This is a genomic window from Sporosarcina sp. GW1-11, assembly GCF_033088395.1.
Taxonomy (GTDB): Bacteria; Bacillota; Bacilli; order Bacillales_A; family Planococcaceae; genus Sporosarcina.
In genome coordinates, this window is record NZ_JAPMIW010000016.1 from 1 (window position 1) to 19452 (window position 19452).

20 protein-coding genes are annotated in these 19452 nt (G+C 41.9%); 11 read left to right on the plus strand and 9 right to left on the minus strand.

Annotation, left to right across the window (positions count from 1 at the left end; genetic code table 11):
* The first annotated feature begins 132 nt into the window (after positions 1–132).
* Positions 133–300: a hypothetical protein gene (locus ORD22_RS10695; RefSeq protein WP_317645965.1), complete on the plus strand. Its 168-nt coding sequence runs from the start codon at positions 133–135 to the stop codon at positions 298–300.
* Between the two features lie 239 nt (positions 301–539).
* Here ORD22_RS10695 and ORD22_RS10700 read toward each other — a convergent pair whose 3' ends face one another.
* From ORD22_RS10700 to ORD22_RS10710, 3 genes are all read right to left on the minus strand, one after another.
* Positions 540–1169 (minus strand): alpha/beta hydrolase, encoded by a 630-nt coding sequence (locus ORD22_RS10700; RefSeq protein WP_317645966.1) that lies wholly within the window; start codon positions 1167–1169, stop codon positions 540–542.
* Between the two features lie 75 nt (positions 1170–1244).
* Positions 1245–1922, minus strand: coding sequence for an ABC transporter ATP-binding protein (locus tag ORD22_RS10705; RefSeq protein WP_317645967.1), 678 nt, complete (start codon positions 1920–1922; stop codon positions 1245–1247).
* 1 nt (position 1923) lies between these two features.
* Complete coding sequence (locus ORD22_RS10710; protein ID WP_317645968.1) at positions 1924–2955, minus strand: ABC transporter permease; 1032 nt, start codon at positions 2953–2955, stop codon at positions 1924–1926.
* Positions 2956–3102: 147 nt separating this feature from the next.
* Between ORD22_RS10710 and ORD22_RS10715 the strand changes: the two genes are divergently transcribed.
* From ORD22_RS10715 to ORD22_RS10725, 3 genes are all read left to right on the plus strand, one after another.
* A complete protein-coding gene (locus ORD22_RS10715; protein WP_317645969.1) occupies positions 3103–4053 on the plus strand; it encodes an ABC transporter ATP-binding protein in 951 nt (316 codons plus the stop codon).
* Positions 4046–5569 carry an ABC transporter permease/substrate-binding protein gene (locus ORD22_RS10720; RefSeq protein WP_317645970.1) on the plus strand — a complete coding sequence of 508 codons (1524 nt, stop codon included), beginning with the start codon at positions 4046–4048 and terminating at the stop codon, positions 5567–5569. The genes ORD22_RS10715 and ORD22_RS10720 overlap by 8 nt, the downstream gene beginning before the upstream one ends.
* A 156-nt stretch (positions 5570–5725) precedes the next feature.
* Positions 5726–5869: a hypothetical protein gene (locus tag ORD22_RS10725; protein ID WP_317645971.1), complete on the plus strand. Its 144-nt coding sequence runs from the start codon at positions 5726–5728 to the stop codon at positions 5867–5869.
* 48 nt (positions 5870–5917) lie between these two features.
* On the opposite strand, the gene ORD22_RS10730 is transcribed toward ORD22_RS10725, so the two are convergent.
* Positions 5918–6355 (minus strand): GatB/YqeY domain-containing protein, encoded by a 438-nt coding sequence (locus ORD22_RS10730; protein WP_317645972.1) that lies wholly within the window; start codon positions 6353–6355, stop codon positions 5918–5920.
* 263 nt (positions 6356–6618) lie between these two features.
* Here ORD22_RS10730 and ORD22_RS10735 point away from each other — a divergent pair, with 263 nt between their 5' ends.
* Complete coding sequence (locus ORD22_RS10735; RefSeq protein WP_317645973.1) at positions 6619–8808, plus strand: DNA topoisomerase III; 2190 nt, start codon at positions 6619–6621, stop codon at positions 8806–8808.
* Positions 8809–8946: 138 nt separating this feature from the next.
* Here ORD22_RS10735 and proS read toward each other — a convergent pair whose 3' ends face one another.
* Both proS and ORD22_RS10745 read right to left on the minus strand, forming a co-directional pair.
* A complete protein-coding gene (gene proS, locus ORD22_RS10740) occupies positions 8947–10383 on the minus strand; it encodes a proline--tRNA ligase (protein WP_317645975.1) in 1437 nt (478 codons plus the stop codon).
* 219 nt (positions 10384–10602) lie between these two features.
* Positions 10603–11499, minus strand: a complete 897-nt coding sequence (locus ORD22_RS10745; protein WP_317645976.1) for a DMT family transporter — start codon at positions 11497–11499, stop codon at positions 10603–10605.
* A gap of 111 nt (positions 11500–11610) precedes the next feature.
* On the opposite strand from ORD22_RS10745, the gene ORD22_RS10750 reads away from it, so the two are divergent.
* The 5 genes from ORD22_RS10750 (at position 11611) to yedF (ending at position 15983) form a co-directional block, all read left to right on the plus strand.
* Complete coding sequence (locus ORD22_RS10750; RefSeq protein WP_317645977.1) at positions 11611–12027, plus strand: hypothetical protein; 417 nt, start codon at positions 11611–11613, stop codon at positions 12025–12027.
* Positions 12028–12099: 72 nt separating this feature from the next.
* Positions 12100–12483 carry a hypothetical protein gene (locus ORD22_RS10755; protein ID WP_317645978.1) on the plus strand — a complete coding sequence of 128 codons (384 nt, stop codon included), beginning with the start codon at positions 12100–12102 and terminating at the stop codon, positions 12481–12483.
* A 313-nt stretch (positions 12484–12796) separates the two neighbouring features.
* Positions 12797–14329 carry an AbgT family transporter gene (locus ORD22_RS10760; protein ID WP_317645979.1) on the plus strand — a complete coding sequence of 511 codons (1533 nt, stop codon included), beginning with the start codon at positions 12797–12799 and terminating at the stop codon, positions 14327–14329.
* A gap of 216 nt (positions 14330–14545) precedes the next feature.
* Positions 14546–15754, plus strand: coding sequence for a selenium metabolism membrane protein YedE/FdhT (gene yedE, locus ORD22_RS10765; RefSeq protein ID WP_317645980.1), 1209 nt, complete (start codon positions 14546–14548; stop codon positions 15752–15754).
* Positions 15744–15983: a sulfurtransferase-like selenium metabolism protein YedF gene (gene yedF / locus ORD22_RS10770; RefSeq protein ID WP_099688529.1), complete on the plus strand. Its 240-nt coding sequence runs from the start codon at positions 15744–15746 to the stop codon at positions 15981–15983. The genes yedE and yedF overlap by 11 nt, the downstream gene beginning before the upstream one ends.
* A gap of 120 nt (positions 15984–16103) precedes the next feature.
* On the opposite strand, the gene ORD22_RS10775 is transcribed toward yedF, so the two are convergent.
* Positions 16104–17051 (minus strand): NAD(P)H-dependent flavin oxidoreductase, encoded by a 948-nt coding sequence (locus tag ORD22_RS10775; RefSeq protein ID WP_317645981.1) that lies wholly within the window; start codon positions 17049–17051, stop codon positions 16104–16106.
* Between the two features lie 64 nt (positions 17052–17115).
* Between ORD22_RS10775 and ORD22_RS10780 the strand changes: the two genes are divergently transcribed.
* Complete coding sequence (locus ORD22_RS10780; RefSeq protein ID WP_317645982.1) at positions 17116–17643, plus strand: gamma carbonic anhydrase family protein; 528 nt, start codon at positions 17116–17118, stop codon at positions 17641–17643.
* 64 nt (positions 17644–17707) lie between these two features.
* Here ORD22_RS10780 and paaX read toward each other — a convergent pair whose 3' ends face one another.
* A complete protein-coding gene (gene paaX, locus ORD22_RS10785) occupies positions 17708–18571 on the minus strand; it encodes a phenylacetic acid degradation operon negative regulatory protein PaaX (protein WP_317645983.1) in 864 nt (287 codons plus the stop codon).
* A gap of 94 nt (positions 18572–18665) precedes the next feature.
* A complete protein-coding gene (locus tag ORD22_RS10790; protein ID WP_317645984.1) occupies positions 18666–19442 on the minus strand; it encodes an enoyl-CoA hydratase-related protein in 777 nt (258 codons plus the stop codon).
* Positions 19443–19452: the final 10 nt, after the last annotated feature.

Below are 19452 nucleotides of genomic sequence, written 5' to 3' on the forward strand. Positions count from 1 at the left end.
CCTTCGTTTGGTGAGGGGAAGTAAGTGGCATAGTACGTTGAAGTTTAAAAGTGAATTTTATAACGTTCCAAAGCCTACAAAAACTACACTGCACTCATTAGCGTAGGCACAACTGCGGGGTCGGCCGAAGCCATGAGACAACTAGCGCATTTTGCTTGTTGGCTCATGGCGGGAGGCAATCCCCCACGTGCCGAAGCGATGATAGAAAACCGACCTTTACTAACTTCAGTATCGATAAAGAGTCGAGCTACGACACAACACAAATTGGTTTTACTATGCGCCAATGCACACCAAAACTAACTTGTACTCACCAGCGTAGGCACAACTGCGGGGTCAGCCGAAACAAAGAGACAGCTAGCGTGAACTTTCGCTAGTTGGCTCATGGCGGGAGGCAATCCCCCACGTGCCGAAGCGGTGATAGAAAGCTGACCTTTACTAACTTCAGTACCGGAAAAAAGTCGAGCAACGCCCCAACACAAATTGGCTTTATCATGCACCAATACACACCAAAACGTCTTAACCTTCATCCGATCAGCTTCTTACAATGTGTGTAAAAACGCTGTTAAATCTCGTTGATTCTCAGGTGTTACGCCATGCCCATCAGGATAAGTCTTAAACGTTACATTCGCACCTAATGACTCAAAATATTCTTTGCTTTCTACACCTGACTGAGATGGTATCACGTAGTCATAGTCTCCATGTGAAATGAATACATGTTGCTTTTCAACCGATTGCTTCACATACTGGCTTTTGACGAAGTCAGGTATATAACCACTTAACGCTACGACGCCGTGAAGTGATGGAATCAGCGTTAAGCCGAGTGTTTGTGCTAGCACAGCTCCTTGACTGAATCCAACTACAGTTAGACGCGTAGAATCCAAATCATATACATGAACCGCTTCACGAATGAATGATTGGATATAGACAAGAACTTTATCAAACACTTCACGTTCGGGTTTACCTTCTTCTTCAATTGTAAAAAAGGCATATCCAGGTGGCTGTACGATTGGGCCACGTAGACTAAATATATGATGTGTAGCTGTAAAGTCTTGAACTAGATTTGGCAAGTCTCCTTCATGACTCCCCATACCATGAAGTAAAAATAATGCTGGTTGCTTCCCCGTACCTGTTGTTGGTGCAGTGTGCTTAAACGTAAATGGTGATTGCATAACCCTTCTCCCCTTTTCTCATCTATGTTTCTATAGTTTACCATACAAAAAGGGGTAGCAAGAAGCTACCCTTTTTCACTCCACTATATAGCCGTCTCGCATCGTAATAATACGATCTGCATACGGCAACATCTCTTCGTCATGCGTAACCATCAAAGTTGTTAGATTCAAAGTTCTTGTCAGTTCCTGAAGCAACTCCATCACGCCTTTTGAACGCTTTGTATCAAGACTCGCTGTCGGTTCATCCGCAAAGAGGATTTTCGGGCGATGAATAATTGCGCGGGCAATCGCCACACGTTGACGCTCCCCTCCTGATAAAGAAGAAGGATAGGCATCTTTACGATGATTCATATCGACTAGCTCCAAGATCTCTTTTATGGCCTTTGACTGTTCTTTTTTGTTGAATTTCGTTTCCGACACATCAAGCATCAACTGTAATTGCTCTTCTACTGTCAAGAAAGGCACTAGATGAGAAGACTGAAAAACGAAACCGAAATCGGTTGCACGTATTTGCCGAATTTCTTCCTGACTCATTTTCGTCATGTCTTTCCCTTCGAATAAAATCTCGCCGCCAGATGCTCTTTGCAATCCCGCAGCAATCGTTAAGATTGTCGACTTACCGGAACCTGATGGACCGACAAGCGCTGTGATCTCGCCTTCTTTCAACGTTAAATTGACGCCTTTCAAGATTTCCTCTTCGATTTCTCCATTAGAAAACGTTTTTTTCACTTCATCAATAGTAAAGGTAGACATATTACATCTCTCCTTGCTGAATCGCTTGAAGCGGTTCAATTTTTTTAATTTGGAAACCTGAAATGGTAGCACCGATAAAACCAACGACTAAAAACACTGCCGATAACGGGAGTACCGTATCCATTGTTAAGTGGAAAGGCATGCCTTCAGGTGCGATGAAACTGAAGACTTGGCTCAGTACAATGGATAGCGTCAGTGAGATAATCGTAATGACCATCATCTGATACCAAATCATCTTGAACAGTGATATCGTCTTCATTCCGATCGCTTTCAATATTCCATACAAACCAATTTTCTGGACGTTCATCATATAAAAGAAAATCGCAAACAACATACCGCTAATGATGACGAGGAACCAGACAATCATATTCAGTGACATTTGCTCCGCACTATAGCTTGGTATAGCGTTTAAGAACTCTTTATTTGAAAATGAATCCAGTGCGCTTAGGATTGGTGTCTCTTTACCTGGGATAAAAATCGTTTGCATTTCCATGACACGATAGATTTCCTGATAATTCGTCATGTTAATGAATGCAACAGGTGCATGACTGAATTTCTGTTGATCGACAAACCCTGTAACTACGAATTCACCGCTGAATTGATTGTTTGTCAGAACATCACCAACTTGAATACCTTCTTCTTTAAGCGAGCTATCCAAGACGATCTCGCCTTCTTTGATGGCCGGGAACAGTTGCGAATCCGTTGATGTCCCAAACGCGATACTATGCTGTTTATCTTCCGAGTCATTGACGAATCCCATCTGAACGGAGAACGCAGTTGCATCAGGGTTGTCTATAAGTATTTGCTTCTGCATACCTTCATCTATTTTTGACAAGTTATACGTTTCGTTTGCATCCTTATTCAAGTAAAACTCACCTGTAGGTAAATCTTTGATAAGGGCTGCGTTGTCTTGGGATAGTCCGTTTGCCAATCCAGAAATAATGAACGTTAGGAAACTGACGAGGAATATAATCGAGCCGAGTATTAGAAATTTCGCTTTGCTTTTCTTCATTTCTTTCCATGCGATTTTCATGCCTTCCGCCTCCATGTTTTTTCTTGATATGTGTAGTTTAACTTGTGAAGATTAACGGAGGATGAACTGGGTATTACAATAGGTAAGATGTTGATTTTCTATCGGGCTAGCAATGAATTAGAATTGGATATACGAAGGGGTGATGGAATGATTCGATTTGAGGGAGTTTCGAAAAGTTATGATATGGCACATTTAGTGGTAGAGTCAGTCGATTTGGAAATCAAAAGTGGAGAGTTTCTTGTGTTGGTCGGGCCGAGCGGTTGTGGAAAAACAACGACACTGAAGATGATTAATCGATTAATTCCGTTGACTAAAGGAACAATCTGGCTGGATGGGAAGCGAATTAGCGATTATCAGATTGATGAGCTTCGGTGGCAAATCGGCTATGTCTTGCAGCAAATTGCACTGTTTCCGCATATGACGATTGAAGAGAATATTGCCGTCGTTCCAGAACTTGTTGGCTGGAAGAAGAAACAGATTCGCGAGCGTGTAACGGAATTACTTGAGATGGTCGGGCTCGATCCAGCTGTTTATCGCCACCGTAAGCCCAATGAATTATCTGGTGGGCAGCAACAACGGGTAGGTGTCGTACGTGCATTGGCCGCGGATCCAGAAATTTTATTGATGGACGAGCCATTTAGCGCGCTCGATCCAATTAGTCGTGTGAAATTACAAGATGATTTATTGGAGCTACAACGTAGAATCAAAAAGACAATCGTATTTGTTACGCACGATTTGCAAGAGGCATTTAAATTAGGTGACCGCGTCTGTATCATGAATGAAGGGAAAATTGAGCAAGTCGCAACTCCTCAGGAAATCATGACTAATCCTGCTTCACCTTTTGTAAAGGAGTTTACAGCTACCGCAGCGGCGTATTCGTTTTCTATTGAAGATCACTTGGAGCCGATACCAGATGGTTATTTACCTTCTTTCGCAATTTCAATCCACAGCGGCTGGGGGCCCCTTGTTCAATTACTGGCTTCTTCTGAAAAGATCGCAGTCGAGAAAAATGGTGAAGTGGTCGGATTGATTACGCGTGAAGGCGTTCTTCGTTTTTTAGCAGAGCAATCATTGGAAGGAACGATGCCGAATGAATAATTTCTTAGAGGTTTTTCAAGATCGACGCGGCCAGTTGCTTAGTGCACTTATAGAACATATTCAAATTTCATTAATTGCCTTATTGTTTGCGGTACTAATTGCTATTCCATTAGGGATTTATTTGACAAATCGGCGAAAAATAGCGGAATCTGTCATCGGTGCTAGTGCAGTTTTGCAGACGATTCCTTCACTCGCTTTGCTAGGTCTTTTAATTCCTCTGTTTGGAATTGGTAAAGTGCCAGCGATTATTGCGTTGGTCGCGTATGCGTTGCTACCTATTTTACGTAACACATATACAGGCATTAAAGAAGTGGACCCTTCATTGAAGGAAGCGGCTACCGCAATGGGAATGAATGCGTGGAAACGATTAGTAAAGGTAGAACTTCCGCTTGCAATGCCTGTCATGATGGCTGGTATTCGAACGTCTATGGTACTCATCATCGGAACCGCCACACTCGCTGCATTGATCGGCGCGGGTGGTCTAGGAGATTTGATATTACTAGGGATTGATCGCAATAATCCTTCACTCATTATACTTGGTGCAGTTCCAGCTGCATTGCTTGCATTATTCTTTGACTTCCTATTAAAAATATTCGAAGGACTTTCATTCAGAAAGGCTATTACTGCTTTCACCGTTTTCGTCATCGTAGCTGTGCTAATGATTGTCGCTCCTTTACTTGGCGGGAAGTCAAAAGATCATTTAGTAATTGGCGCGAAACTAGGTGCAGAGCCTGAAATTCTTATTAATATGTACAAACTGCTAATAGAAGATCAAACCGATTTGACTGTCGAATTAAAACCGGGACTTGGTAAAACTTCATTCGTTTTCAATGCCTTACAGTCTGGAAGCATTGACCTGTACCCTGAATTCACAGGCACAGCGATATCAGAGTTTCTTAAGGAAGAAGCCGTTAGTAACGATCGTGACGAAGTATACGAGCAGGCCCGAAAAGGCTTAGAGGAAACATTCGATTTAGCTTTATTGACCCCCATGTCCTTTAACAATACGTATACACTCGCTGTCTCAAAGGCATTCCAAGAGAAATATAGACTGAAGACGATATCCGATCTAGGTTCGGTGGTGCAAGCCGTAAATGCAGGTTTTACATTGGAATTCAATGATCGCGAAGATGGCTATCTCGGCATCCAAAAACTATACGACATCACGTTCCCTTCCGTAAAGACGATGGAACCGAAGTTGCGCTACCAAGCGATTGAATCAGGTGAAATCAATCTGATGGACGCCTATTCAACAGACAGTGAACTTCGTGAATACGATATGACGGTGCTCGAGGATGATCAGGAACTATTCCCTCCATACCAAGGCGCACCCCTAATACGAAAAGAAACATTAGAGAAGTATCCTGAGCTCGAAGATACGCTCAATACACTTGCGGGACTCGTTACGGATGACGAGATGCGTGAAATGAATTACCTAGTGAATGCAGAAGGTAAAAATGCGGGTGAAGTAGCAGAAGCATTTTTACGGGAGCAGAACTTATTAGAGCAAAAGTAATGGCAATAGAATATAAGAATGGACGTCTCCTGAAGAGTCTGTGTGTTCCGTTGTGAGTATGATGTTTCCTCTAACTCTCTAGCCATTACCCTCGATTTACTTTCACGCAACTATTAAAAACAGTCCCCCACAGATTTTATTCTGCGGGGGACTGTTTTGTATTTACTCTATACCGAAACTACTTCAGGAGAACCTACAAGCGGGTTATCTCTTGACTTCTATGAGCAAAACGAAGGGTATTTGGATGAATTAAAAGAATACGATGTAGTGTATTTATTAAGAGCATCATTTGAAAAATAAAAAAGCCCGGACAACAAGTGTACTTGTTGTCCGAACTTTTCCAACTCATTAGTCCTGCAAATATTCCTTCACTGCTTGCGAAACCGTCTTTCCTTCCGCACGTCCAGCTACTTCTTTCATCACAGTACCGATTGCCTGGCCCATTGGCGTATCTTTTGCAACGCCTAGTGACGCAATCAATTCCTTCACTTCGGCCACATTCATCTGCTTTGGCAAATACGATTCAACGATGACGATTTTCGCTTTTTCAGCTTCTACGATATCTTCACGATTGGCCTTTTGACCTTCTTCGAGTGACTGTTTCGTCTGCTTCAGTTCACGCTGGACGATTTTGATCTCTTCTTCTGGCGTCAACTCACGTTTCAATTCAAGCTCTTCATTTTGTAGCCCGGCACGCAATAAATTAATGACACCTTTCTTCATTGTGTCTTTTTCCTTCATTGCGGTTTTGATATCTGCCATCAAACGTTTTTTTAACTCTGACATCGAGATCCCTCATTTCTAAAGTGTTATTACTAGTATACAAAAAAGACATGCCATCAGTCGCGTTTTCTCACTTCTTGTGAAACTCGGAATGAATTAATCTAATGGTCAATAAGTGGTCGCGAGCAATCTTCCTCTTAATTGACGAAACGATTGGACTGGTTTACACTTTTTACTAAGTAACTCCTTACGATAGCATAAGGTCACGGACCCCTTATCTACCCAAGGAGTTTTTCGACATGTATAAAAACAAAGGAGTTCATCATATGAAAAAAAGTGTTGTATTGGCTGAAAAACCATCCGTTGCACGCGATATTGCTCGTGTACTTAACTGTAATAAAAAAGGAAATGGCTATTTAGAAGGTGATAAGTACATCGTGACTTGGGCGCTCGGCCACCTTGTGACACTCGCAGACCCAGAAAACTATGATACGAAATATAAGACCTGGAAATTAGATGATTTACCGATGATGCCTGCTGATTTGAAACTGACAGTCATTAAACAAACGAGCAAACAATATAATGCCGTGAAATCGCAGCTACTGCGCCCGGACGTAGGAGATATCATTATTGGAACAGATGCCGGACGTGAAGGTGAGCTCGTTGCACGCTGGATCATTGAAAAAGCAAAAGTAAAAAAACCGATCAAACGCCTGTGGATTTCATCCGTTACAGACAAAGCAATCAAAGACGGTTTTGCACAATTAAAACCAGGTAAGGCCTACGAAAACTTATACGAAGCAGCAGTTGCTCGTTCGGAAGCAGATTGGTATATCGGCTTAAACGCAACTCGTGCACTAACGACGAAATTCAATGCTCAGCTGAACTGCGGACGCGTCCAGACCCCTGTCGTTGCAATCATCGCGCAGCGTGAAGATGAGATTAACACATTCCGTCCGAAAACATTCTATGGTATCGAAGCACAAACGGATTCTAAATTGAAACTAACATGGCAAGATGCAAAAACGAATGATACGCGTTCATTTGATCGTGAAAAAATTTCTTCTATCGTTAAAAAGGTTGATGGCAAGCAAGCGATTATCGAAAACGTAGATAAGAAAGCAAAAAAGACGTTCTCGCCAGGACTCTATGATCTGACAGAACTCCAACGTGACGCTAACAAACTATTCGGCTACTCTGCAAAAGATACGCTGAACATCATGCAAAAACTATATGAGCAGCATAAATTGCTAACGTATCCACGGACAGACTCACGTTTCCTATCAAGTGACCTAGTCGCCACCCTACCGGAACGCTTGAAAACTTGCGGTATCGGAGAGTATCGTACACTTGCGAATAAAATATTGAAACATCCAATCAAAGCGAATAAATCTTTCGTCGACGATAATAAAGTATCTGATCACCACGCAATCATTCCGACAGAAGAAATCGTACTACGTGATAAACTGTCCGATAGAGAACGTAAAATCTATGACCTAGTCGTCAAACGCTTCCTAGCAGTTCTGTTCCCTGCGCATGAATATGAGCAACTAACAGTCCATGCAAAAATCGCAGACGAACGCTTTACCGCGCGTGGCAAAACAATTTTATCGGCTGGTTGGAAAGAAGTCTACAACAACCAATTTGACGATGAAGATGCAGAGCAAGACACAAAAGAACAGCTTTTGCCGAAACTGGCAAAAGGTGATGCACTGAACATCGAATTCGTTAAAGAAACATCCGGCCAAACAAAGCCTCCTGCTCGTTTCAATGAAGCAACTCTTTTATCCGCCATGGAAAACCCAACGAAGTATATGGGTACTCAGGATAAGAAACTTGCAGAAACATTGAAATCTACAGGCGGACTTGGAACCGTCGCAACACGTGCGGATATTATCGACAAACTGTTTAATTCCTTCCTTATCGAAAAGCGCGGAAAAGATATCCACGTCACGAACAAAGGAAAACAGCTACTCGAATTAGTACCCGACGAGCTAAAATCACCTACCCTAACGGCAGAATGGGAATTAAAACTAGAGAAAATTGCTAAAGGTCAACTGAAAAAAGAAGCATTTATTACTGAAATGAAAGGCTATACGAAAGAAATCGTTTCAGAAATCAAAGCAAGTGACGCAAAATTCAAGCATGATAATATTTCGACAAAGACTTGTCCAGACTGCGGCAAGCCAATGCTTGAAGTAAACGGGAAACACGGCAAAATGCTCGTTTGCCAAGATCGTGAATGCGGCCACCGTAAAAACGTCTCACGCGTAACAAATGCTCGCTGCCCGCAGTGTAAAAAGAAGATGGAGTTGCGCGGCGAAGGCGAAGGGCAGATCTTTACATGTAAATGTGGATACCGTGAAAAGCTTTCAGCGTTCAAAGCCCGTCGCGAGAAGAATTCAAAGGGTAAAGTTAATAAGCGCGATGTACAGAAATACCTAAAGAAAAACAACGACGAACCTATCAACAACCCATTTGCAGATGCGTTAAAAGGTTTGAAATTGGACGATTGATTTGGTTTGGCGCGGCTTCGGGACACTTTGGCGCGGTCCAACAGCCGGTTCGCGCTGTCGCCAGTCAACGTTTCTCCTTCCATTCCAAACAAAAAAGGTGTCCCACACGCAAAAATACGTGTAGGACACCTTTTTAACTTAGTAAGCTCGCGCAAACCAAACCGTATGCTTGGACTCTTTACCACAATTAATACAAGTATCTTTCTTTGCTGGTGGAGTGAACGGAATATTACGCGTAGTAAATTTCGTCTCGTCTTTCACATGCTCTTCACATGCATCATCGCCACACCAACCTGCAAGAATCCAGCCTGGAATTTCTTCATTCGCAGCGCTGTCTTCGATATGCTTTTTCAACTCTTCTAGTGTTGCGATATGCGTATGAGAATGCTCTTCACGGAACGCACGCGCTTTTTCAAGCAGGCGAGTTTGCATTGTTGTCAACTCTTGTTCAATGCTCGCAACCGCTTCAGCCAAATTAACCGCCACTTTTTCTTCACCGTCACGCGCTTTCATCAACGCTTGTCCATTCTCAAGATCACGTGGTCCGAGCTCTAAGCGGACAGGAACACCTTTTAGTTCCCATTCATTGAACTTGAAGCCAGGTGATTGATCGGAATCGTCTAAACGCACACGAATTCCTTTAGACTTCAATTCAGCATAAATTTCATCCAGCTTTTCCATAATGGCTGGATTCTTTTTCCATGGACCTACCGGAATCAACACCACTTGTGTTGGTGCGATACGTGGAGGTAATACTAACCCTTGCTCGTCACCATGAACCATAATAACCGAACCAATCAAACGAGTGGACGTTCCCCATGATGTTGTGTGTACGAATTGATGCTTATTTTCTTTTGTTAAGTATTTGATATCAAATGCTTCCGCAAACTTTGTTCCTAAGTAATGTGAAGTACCAGCTTGTACGGCTTTTCCGTCCTTCATCATCGCCTCGATAGAAAACGTATCTACAGCTCCAGCAAAACGCTCTGACGGTGTTTTTTGACCGTCGTATACTGGAATTGCAAGTAGTTCTTCTACGACTTCCTTATAAATCTCAAGCATCTGCATCGTTTCTTTGCGTGCTTCTTCTTCATCAACATGCGCTGTATGCCCTTCTTGCCATAGGAACTCAGACGTACGGATAAACGGTAGCGTCTTCTTCTCCCAACGGAATACGTTTGCCCACTGATTAATCAGTACAGGAAGATCACGATAGCTTTTAATCCAGTCAGAATACAAATGACCAATCATTGTTTCGGAAGTCGGACGAAGTGCCAAACGTTCTTCCAACTTTTCTCCAGCGGCTTCCGTCACCCACGGTAATTCTGGGGAGAATCCTTCAATATGATCTTTTTCTTTTTGGAAAAATGATTCAGGGATAAGCATCGGGAAATATGCATTACGGTGACCCGTTTCTTTAAAACGACGATCCATTTCATTTTTAATGTGCTCCCAGATTTCATAGCCATCCGGTTTAAACGCGATACATCCGCGTACTGGTGTATAATCCATCAAATCCGCCTTCTGGATTGTGTCGATGTACCATTTCGTAAAATCATTTTGCTGATTGCTCATTACTTCATTTCCTCCTTAGTAAAAACCGAACTTTAGGTATTCCATACTGCTAATCATATAACAAATCATGCATTCCTACAATTGAATGTGGTAACAATGACTGGTTATGCCCATAAACTTCAAAAAACTGCCCCCATAAATGCGGACAGCTTCGAATTGTTCAAATTAACTTCTCTTCCGTCAAGACCAACTGCGGCTCTTTCATATTAATTGCCACTGTCAGTATGTAACGGTCAGTATAGCAGGTTGCTTCTTTCGATAGTTAACAAAGTAAATACTGAGGACTACCAACACCAATCCCGCAATCAACTTAAATGTAATAGTTTCCCCAACAACTATCGTACTGACGAAGACGGAAATAATGGGTACTAGAAAGGTAAAAACACCCACTTTACTTGCTACTCCAGCTTGAAGTAGTTTGTAGTAAATGATATACGCTACTGGAATCCCTACCGTACTGCCGAATCCAACTCCAAAAAGAAACATGCCATTCCACTCGATGGCAGACCAACTTTCTGTCAATGAACCCAACAGGAGCAACACAGCGCCACCAATCGTAAACTGCATGGCCACCATCCAAAAAGCATTCACCTCTTCACTTACTTTCTTGACATAAATCACACCGATCGCCCAGAAGAAAGCTGTCAGCAATCCTAATAGCACCCCAATTCCGGATAAGTGACTAGTCAATCCGTCCACACTTACGATGCTGATTCCGATAAATCCGAGAAAAAGGCCGAATACGTTAAGCACCGTCATGCGTTCACCTAGCCAAATCCAAGCAAATACCCCTAACAAAACGGGTTGGAAATAGACTAATACAGATAAGAGTCCTCCAGGCAAATAATTAAAACCTAAAGTATGCAATCCAAAAAACAGAACGGTATTGAACAATGCCGAAATACAGTACTTCCTCCAATGTTGTCGCCACTTCAGCTCACTGCGAAAACGAAGCATCACTAACACAACCAAACAGCCACCAAATAAAGCACGCATTCCTCCAAACAATAAAGGCGGTGCGTAGGCAGCAGATACTTTATAAATCGGCCAACTAATACCCCATATGGACACAAGCAGTAATAAAGCCGCTGTTGTTTTTTTATTCAATCCGCTCACCTCTTCTTCGATAGACCTTTTGTAGTATATTCTAGAAATGACTTTCGAGACCGCTTAACGGTTTTCTTTTATACCAATATTACTTATTATTACATATGGAGGCGATTTTAATTGAAAAAGATCTATTTATTAATGATAACTGCCGCTATGCTCGTGGCCTGCAGTAACGAAGAGAAACAGAAAACAACAGAAAAGGTAGCACCCATTGAACAAAACAATCTTGAAGTAGAGGAAGGCTTAAAAGCAGGTACAACAGAATATGATTATGCAACTTTACTAGCAGATGAAGTATCCGTAAACGCAAAAGTGAAATTTGTAGGCATTGTTTACGCAACGAAAGATGGTGGCTTTGAATTAATAAGCGGTGTGGACAATACAGCTGATGAAATCGTAATGGTAGACGATATTCGACTAGGCGAACGAACAAATATTGATAAAGGGACAGCCGTTACGGTATATGGTAGTTATAATGGGAAGAATGCGGATGGCGTACCGGTAATCAAAGGGATTTTTATCGACTTGGAATGATGGACTTTTAAATCATTTTAGTTTTCATTAGGGCGTAAAGTGGGAATGATAAAAGAAAAGGAGAAGATACCGATGAACAAAATCGCCCAGTGGATTATTTGGTTTCTCGTATTGATTCCTAATAGTATTCTTGTCTATTTATTCATATCTTTTTCACTCTTTGGCACAGCCGAAGGAGCTAGCCCCAGCTCTATCGATTACTTGATTGCAGTCGCTATCGTACTGATCACCAATATTACGACTATCCAGCTGGTTGTAGCCATCCAGAAACAGCGATCCCAAGGATTTATCTATGGTGTAATAGTGGCGGTCGCTCAAATACTTGGTCTGTACGTATTCGCTATAACGTTCTCCATAATTGGACTAGTTATTACAGTTATTAGTATGTTCGTAGCACTAATTTTGTTAGTGAGGGCACTAAAACAGCCAGACCAAACGCTTGTCCATACTAAATAATTCTCACTACCTTATCGCATAAAAAAGACCATCGATTCGCTCACTCGATGGTCTTTAATTATTGCCTAATTACTTTTGAATCTACAATCCATAATATGAGAGAAATAATCTCTTTTGGGGGTAAATTCCATTCTGAATCTTGAACGTAATAAAACTATTCACCCTCCTTGCAAGAATCGCAACATTTTTCCAATTTAATTATTTTAAGAAAGCATTTAACTAATGCTCTTTCTTCTATATACTGAGCAGAGTGTGAAAAATTTATAATTTTTCATGCTAATTGAATAGTATTTTTTAGATGAAGGAGATTTTTATGGAAACACAAAAAAGAGGTTTCTTCCAAAAGTTTTTGGATATGATCGAGAAAACCGGTAACAGACTGCCACATCCGGTGACACTGTTCGCCCTTCTCGCTCTTTTAGTTATCGTTATATCAGCAGTTGTGTCGTATTTTGGCATTAGCGCTGAGCATCCGGGTAAAGAAGGCGAAATGATCGAAGTACAAAACCTTCTCAGTAGTGAAGGTATTCACTATATCATTACGAATATGACCAGTAACTTCATCGGTTTCGCTCCACTTGGCGTCGTCTTGATTACGATGCTCGGAATCGGGGTTGCGGAAGGTTCTGGACTCATTAGTGCGTTATTACGTGGCTTTGTAATGTCTGTTCCAAAACGCTTAATTACACTCGGTTTAGTATTTGCTGGGGTTATGTCGAGTGTCGCTTCCGATGCGGGTTATGTAGTTCTCCCTCCGCTTGGTGCAGTTTTATTCGCAGCGCTTGGTAGACATCCATTAGCAGGTCTTGCTGCAGCATTTGCTGGGGTTTCAGGTGGTTTCAGTGCGAACTTACTACTGTCAGGAACAGATGCTTTGCTCGGTGAATTAACAATTATGTCCGCAGCGATCATCAATCCTGAGTACGCAGATGGTATGAATATTGCGATGAACTACTACTTCATTGCCTTTTCAGTTATCGTCCTGACATTCGTCGGTGCGTGGGTGACTGAAAAAGTCGTCGAACCACGTCTTGGGGAATACAACGGACAGTATCGTGAAAAGGTTGAGAAATTATCTTCTTTAGAAAAGAAAGGCTTAATCTGGGCTGGTGTGTCTGTAATTGTTGCAGGTATTCTCGTTGCATTACTCGTTGCCTTCCCTGGCGCTCCATTACGTGGGGATGAAGCCGATATGCCGATTATCAAATCACCATTTATGAAATCACTTGTGCCAATCATTGCGTTCATGTTCTTCGTGCCTGGATTGGTTTATGGTAAAGTGACGAAATTGATTCGTGATGATAAAGATGTAGCAGCGATGATGTCAACGACGATGGCTGCTATGGGAATGTTTATTGTCCTATCATTCACAGCGAGTCAGTTCGTTGCATTCTTCTCCGAGTCGAATATGGGCTTAGTGTTAGGTGTATACGGTGCAAATTTCCTTGATAGCATTAACTTAAAAGGGATTCCGTTATTGTTGATGTTCATCTTAATTGCTGCGTTTATCAATCTGTTCATCGGTAGTGCGTCTGCCAAATGGGCTATGATGGCACCGGTATTCGTGCCAATCATGATGCAACTCGGTTATTCTCCGGAATTGACGCAAATGGCGTACCGTGTAGCAGATTCATCAACAAATATTATCTCTCCGCTCATGACGTACTTTGCAATTATCATCGCATTTGCACAGAAGTACGATAAGAAAATGGGGATTGGTACACTCGTTGCCGTCATGTTCCCTTATTCCATGTTCTTCTTAGTATTCTGGAGTTTGACACTTATTGTCTGGATGTTACTGGGAATAGATTTAGGACCTGGTTCTCCAATTTTCTACATCAAGTAACTACTAATTTCCCCGTAAGAGCATTCATTGCTCTTACGGGGTTTTCATGTCACTATAATAATTGATATTGATGATTATTGATGAATGAACCAGAGGATTACCACTTTCTAGTAGGAAGGGTAATCGTTTTTTACATAATTCCAGCATATAGTCACTTGATTTCCTCAAATTTAGGATTACACTAAAAAAAGAACTTTTGATAAGGGGCAACTAATTATGAAATCTATTCTTCAACCTATCTTCACACGTTATTGGAACCCCTATGTCGTCTTACTAATTGCTGGAATATTAAGTGCGTTATATTTCACACTAACTTCGACTGTTTGGGCCGTAACTGGTGAATTCACTCGCCTTGGAGGAGATCTACTATTATTATTCGGAGTGGATATCTCGGGCTGGCAATATTTTGATATGGTACACCTGCAAGGGACGACCTGGAATCGCCCAGACGGTTGGATTGTTTGGGGAATGTTTGCTGGTGCTCTCATTATGGTATTACTAAGCAATAGTTTTAAAATTCGCCTGCCAAAGCAGAAACGACGCTACGTACAAGGACTTTTCGGTGGAATCATTGCAGGTTTTGGCGCGCGTTTAGCACTTGGCTGTAACTTAGCCGCATTCTTCACAGGCGTACCACAGTTCTCTTTTCACTCGTGGATTTTCATTGTTGCGACGGGAATCGGGACATTTTTTGGAGCGAAGCTAACAAAAACACGGTGGTGGAAGGGTAAACCCTCTTTGACTCGTGGTGGCGGTAACCCATCTCCAGTTAAGAAGCGAATCATTCAACCTTATATTGGGGGAGCCATCGCGGTACTCTATATCGGATTAATCGTCTACTTCTTTGCAACAGGGCAAAAGTTTCTAGGTTTAGGCGCATTATTTGGACTCGCTTTCGGTATTCTGATTGAACGTGGGCAAATCTGCTTCACATCTGCTTTCCGTGATTTATTTCTTGTCGGACGCAGCGTCATGGCGAAAGCGATTATTATCGGTATGGCTGTCAGCTCCATTCTGACGATTAGTGTTATTTCCCTATTCGATTTGACGCCCATTACACAAATCGCAGCACTGAGTACGTTTGTTGGTGGTGTGTTATTCGGACTTGGGATCGTCATGGCTTCCGGCTGTGAAACAGGAATGATGTATCGTTTAATGGAAGGACAGTTGCTGTTCTTGCCTGTTTTTGTGGGCAATATTATTGGTGCTACGTTCCTAGCCTATGCATGGGATCATCTTAGGGTATATACTGTATTAGTTAAAAGTGGTACGAAAGTTAATTTGATTGACTCTATCGGTCCGGTTGGCGCTATTAGCGTAACGCTCGCTATGCTAGCAGGACTCTATGCGCTAACAGTCTATGGAGAAAAACGCTATCACCGAAAATTGATTGCAAAGAAGGGAATGAACGTTCATGCAAGCTGAGTTAGAAGCAGATTTCACGCTCGATCTCCGAGGGGAATCCTGTCCCTATCCCGTTATTTATACGTTAGAGGCGCTTGAAGGGATGAATAAAGGCGAGTTGCTACAAGTCATTACCGATTGCCCGGGCTCTTTCCGTAACGTACCGGAAGAAGCACTGGCGCACGGCTACACGTTTGCACAAGATCCTGTAAAGAACGGACAGGAATATCTTTTTTATATTTACGCATGAGAAAAGGCAGAAATCCACTTGGGCTTCTGCCTTTTTCACTTTACGTTCCACACCAACTAATTACAGCTAGTTGTTACATAGTCATTTCCTTACTCTTTGCCAAAGTTATACGATTTGGCTTCATATCAGCTCTAATGCTCTAGTGCACGCTTGTTTTGCTTCTAGCATCATCTGCTCCAGTAGCTCTTGGACGGATGGGACGTCGTTAATCATTCCGGCGACCTGTCCGCTATTTATAAATCCTTGCTCCATATTTCCTTCGATAGCTCCTAATACATGTTGAGCCTCAGTTGTCGCCTCGTCAAACTCCGCTAGTGTCAATCCTTCTTTTTCACGCTTCTTAAGTGCTGTTACATAATCGTTTTTCAAAACCCTTCTCACCCGTCCCACGTTACGTCCAATAATTACAGTCTCTACATCGGTTGCATCTACTAATCGTTGCTTGTACAATTCGTGTACTTGCATTTCTTTTGTAGCAATCAAGCGAGTACCCATTTGTACGCCTTTCGCCCCTAAAACAATAGCTGCCGCAAGTCCTTTTCCGTCCCCTATTCCTCCAGCTGCTGCAACAGGAATACTCACATTTGCTGTAATTTGTGGTATTAGCGTCATAGTAGTCAATTCCAAAGGAGAATTGATTCCTGCAGCTTCAAACCCTTCTGCTACTAAAATATCTGCTCCCGCCTCTTCCGCTTTAATTGCGTGCTTAACGGAAGCAACTATAGTGATAACCTTGATTCCTCGATCGTGTAAAAGCGAAATATATGGTGTTGGATTTCCCGCTGATAAGGACACAACAGGCACCTGATGTTTGATAACTAATTCAATTAATTGCTCCGTATGGGGCGTTACATTTATCGCAATATTTATTGCAAACGGACATGAAGTCAGTGCTTTCAGCTCTAAAATTTTACGTTCAACCGCCTCCACACTTAATGTTCCACAACCAATTGTTCCAAGGCCGCCCGCATTTGAAACTGCAGCCGCTAATTTGGGACTACTAATATTCCCCATGCCTCCTTGAATAATTGGAAGTTGGATAGATAACACATTACATAACACATTCATGTTAGACACCTCTTTTTATGTTATAATTTATCATATAATTTCATTAGATTGGAGGAGAATGTTCATGCTTATACCTTATAACGAAAAACACCCGACAGTCGATTCTTCAGCCTTCATTGCACCTGGCACATATATTATCGGTGACGTAACCATCGGAGCAGAATCTACTATCTGGTTCAATTCTGTACTTCGCGGGGACGAGGGTACTATTACGATCGGCAAACGTTGCAGTATTCAAGATAATTCCACCATCCATTTATATGAAGATGCACCTGTCGTAGTGGAAGACGAAGTTACAGTTGGGCACAATGTCGTCTTGCATGGTTGTCGAATTCAAAAGCGCTCTATTATCGGGATGGGATCCACGATTCTTGATCATGCTGATATCGGTGAAGAATGCATTATTGGTGCCAATACACTGATTCCTTCAGGAAAAGTTATTCCACCACGTTCGCTAGTGATTGGGTCACCTGGAAAAGTCATACGGGAATTGAATGATAAAGACATTGAACTTATTCAATTATCTATTGACACATATGTCCAAAAAGGAAAAGATTTCAATGCCATTTTACGTGACGAATTAAATATCTAATGCTATTTTGAAAATCTTTTTCTTAATGAAAAACCGGGAGTCACTAAAAAGTGCTCACGGTTTTTTACTCTCTAATAATCATTGGATAGTCTTCTGCATTATACGCTTCATCTTTGCGACTCAAATCATTATCTTTTTCAAAGACATGTTCAAAGAAACGGCTAGCCGGTTCAGCAAGCAATTTATAGTACTGGGCAAATAAATGGGCAGAATGACTTCCACTCCACATATCGGGAAGCAATTCTTTTGGAAGGCCTGGATCTATGAACAAAAACTTTCTGTATTCATGTACCAAATTTGTGCGCTCTACAAAGCACTGAGCATCCGACATCTGTCCGCTTTCCATAGCACTTGTGGCAATAATAAACTGCTTGCTATACGTTGTAATGAATTGCTCATACTTTTCCTCTATTTCCTCAAGTGGCCAACTCTTTGCGACTAACTCATGATTCGACTTTGGTCCCTGATGTTCGGAAATGAATAAATCAACATAGTCCTCAATCTCATACTTTTCGATTAAAAGTTGCACTTCTTTCGCCAAGTCATTTGGCGTAATCCAACAACCGTTGGCAAAGTTACCAAAACCACTCCATAAAAGTTCTTTTCGCAATTCATCCCTAATTTGGCGTTTATCTTCAGGGATCGTGTACATTAACATACGCCACTTACCGTCCCAATTATGAGGCTCCAATTTAAAAATCCGCGATGCTGCTTCCGTGATACGGGAAACGCCCCGCTTCGTTAAATAATAATAACTTTTTCTACCATCTCGCTCAGTCTCAAACCATCCTTGCTTCATCATACGAGAAAGTACAACACGCACAGCTTGCTCATTATGGCCAAACTCTTTCATCAATTGGATTAAACTACCAATCCAAATTTTGTTTCCGTAATGACGAACGTAGTCACCAAAAATAGTAAAAATCATAGATTGTGTATTAGAGATAGAAAAAACCACTCTTTCGTTAAATTATTGGGTTCCTTCTTTCTATTATAACCATTCGCCAATAATGATGACAAGCTTATCTCCCTTGAAATACAGGATCCCGCTTCTCGTTGAATGCTTGTAAAGCCTCGATACGATCTATAGTGGGGATGACTAGTTCATACGCTTTTGTTTCAATTGCAAGACCTGTGCGCAAATCGGTATTTAGACCTTCATTGATCGCATATTTAGCTTGCTTGATTGCAACGGGACCATTTTTCATGATCGCATCCGCCAACTCTTCACATGATGCAATCAATTCATCCCATGCCACAACCTTCAAAACTATACCGAGCTCCAACGCTTCAGAAGCTTTTAAGCGTTTGGCTGTAAAGATTAATTCTTTCGCCTTCATTTCTCCTACTAATCGTGGCAATCTTTGCGTGCCACCTGCTCCCGGAATGATAGCCCAACTTGTCTCCGTCAAACCTAATGTTGCATTCGTGGTCGCAATAGCAAAATCACAGGCAAGCATCAACTCGAAACCACCACCGAGCGCATGACCATTCACAGCAGCAATTGTCGGCTGTGGTAGCTCAGCTATACTATTGAACACATCTCGTATCGCTTTAACATTACGTCGGACTTCCGATTCATTTAGAGTTTTACGCTCTTTCAAATCTGCGCCTGCACTGAAGGCCTTCTTCCCAGCTCCCGTGAATATTACCACTCTCACTTCGGGATCAATATGAAGAGCATTTACTACTTCCTGTAACTCTACCAGCGCTGAATAATTAAAGCAGTTTAAGGCCTCAGCGCGATTAATTGTTACATAAGCAATTTGATTCTTTTTTTCCAATAAGATTGACTTCATCATTCACACT

What these genes read in the sequence shown, in the direction of transcription:
- ORD22_RS10780 (WP_317645982.1), top strand. Translation starts at nt 17,116, where the DNA reads ATGCTTATACCTTATAACGAAAAACACCCGACAGTCGATTCTTCAGCC.
- ORD22_RS10720 (WP_317645970.1), top strand. Translation starts at nt 4,046, where the DNA reads ATGAATAATTTCTTAGAGGTTTTTCAAGATCGACGCGGCCAGTTGCTT.
- ORD22_RS10775 (WP_317645981.1), bottom strand. Translation starts at nt 17,051, where the DNA reads ATGAATGTGTTATGTAATGTGTTATCTATCCAACTTCCAATTATTCAA.
- ORD22_RS10730 (WP_317645972.1), bottom strand. Translation starts at nt 6,355, where the DNA reads ATGTCAGAGTTAAAAAAACGTTTGATGGCAGATATCAAAACCGCAATG.
- ORD22_RS10715 (WP_317645969.1), top strand. Translation starts at nt 3,103, where the DNA reads ATGATTCGATTTGAGGGAGTTTCGAAAAGTTATGATATGGCACATTTA.
- ORD22_RS10760 (WP_317645979.1), top strand. Translation starts at nt 12,797, where the DNA reads ATGGAAACACAAAAAAGAGGTTTCTTCCAAAAGTTTTTGGATATGATC.
- ORD22_RS10695 (WP_317645965.1), top strand. Translation starts at nt 133, where the DNA reads ATGAGACAACTAGCGCATTTTGCTTGTTGGCTCATGGCGGGAGGCAAT.
- yedE (WP_317645980.1), top strand. Translation starts at nt 14,546, where the DNA reads ATGAAATCTATTCTTCAACCTATCTTCACACGTTATTGGAACCCCTAT.
- ORD22_RS10710 (WP_317645968.1), bottom strand. Translation starts at nt 2,955, where the DNA reads ATGAAAATCGCATGGAAAGAAATGAAGAAAAGCAAAGCGAAATTTCTA.
- yedF (WP_099688529.1), top strand. Translation starts at nt 15,744, where the DNA reads ATGCAAGCTGAGTTAGAAGCAGATTTCACGCTCGATCTCCGAGGGGAA.
- ORD22_RS10790 (WP_317645984.1), bottom strand. Translation starts at nt 19,442, where the DNA reads ATGAAGTCAATCTTATTGGAAAAAAAGAATCAAATTGCTTATGTAACA.
- ORD22_RS10705 (WP_317645967.1), bottom strand. Translation starts at nt 1,922, where the DNA reads ATGTCTACCTTTACTATTGATGAAGTGAAAAAAACGTTTTCTAATGGA.
- proS (WP_317645975.1), bottom strand. Translation starts at nt 10,383, where the DNA reads ATGAGCAATCAGCAAAATGATTTTACGAAATGGTACATCGACACAATC.
- ORD22_RS10700 (WP_317645966.1), bottom strand. Translation starts at nt 1,169, where the DNA reads ATGCAATCACCATTTACGTTTAAGCACACTGCACCAACAACAGGTACG.
- ORD22_RS10755 (WP_317645978.1), top strand. Translation starts at nt 12,100, where the DNA reads ATGAACAAAATCGCCCAGTGGATTATTTGGTTTCTCGTATTGATTCCT.
- paaX (WP_317645983.1), bottom strand. Translation starts at nt 18,571, where the DNA reads ATGATTTTTACTATTTTTGGTGACTACGTTCGTCATTACGGAAACAAA.
- ORD22_RS10735 (WP_317645973.1), top strand. Translation starts at nt 6,619, where the DNA reads ATGAAAAAAAGTGTTGTATTGGCTGAAAAACCATCCGTTGCACGCGAT.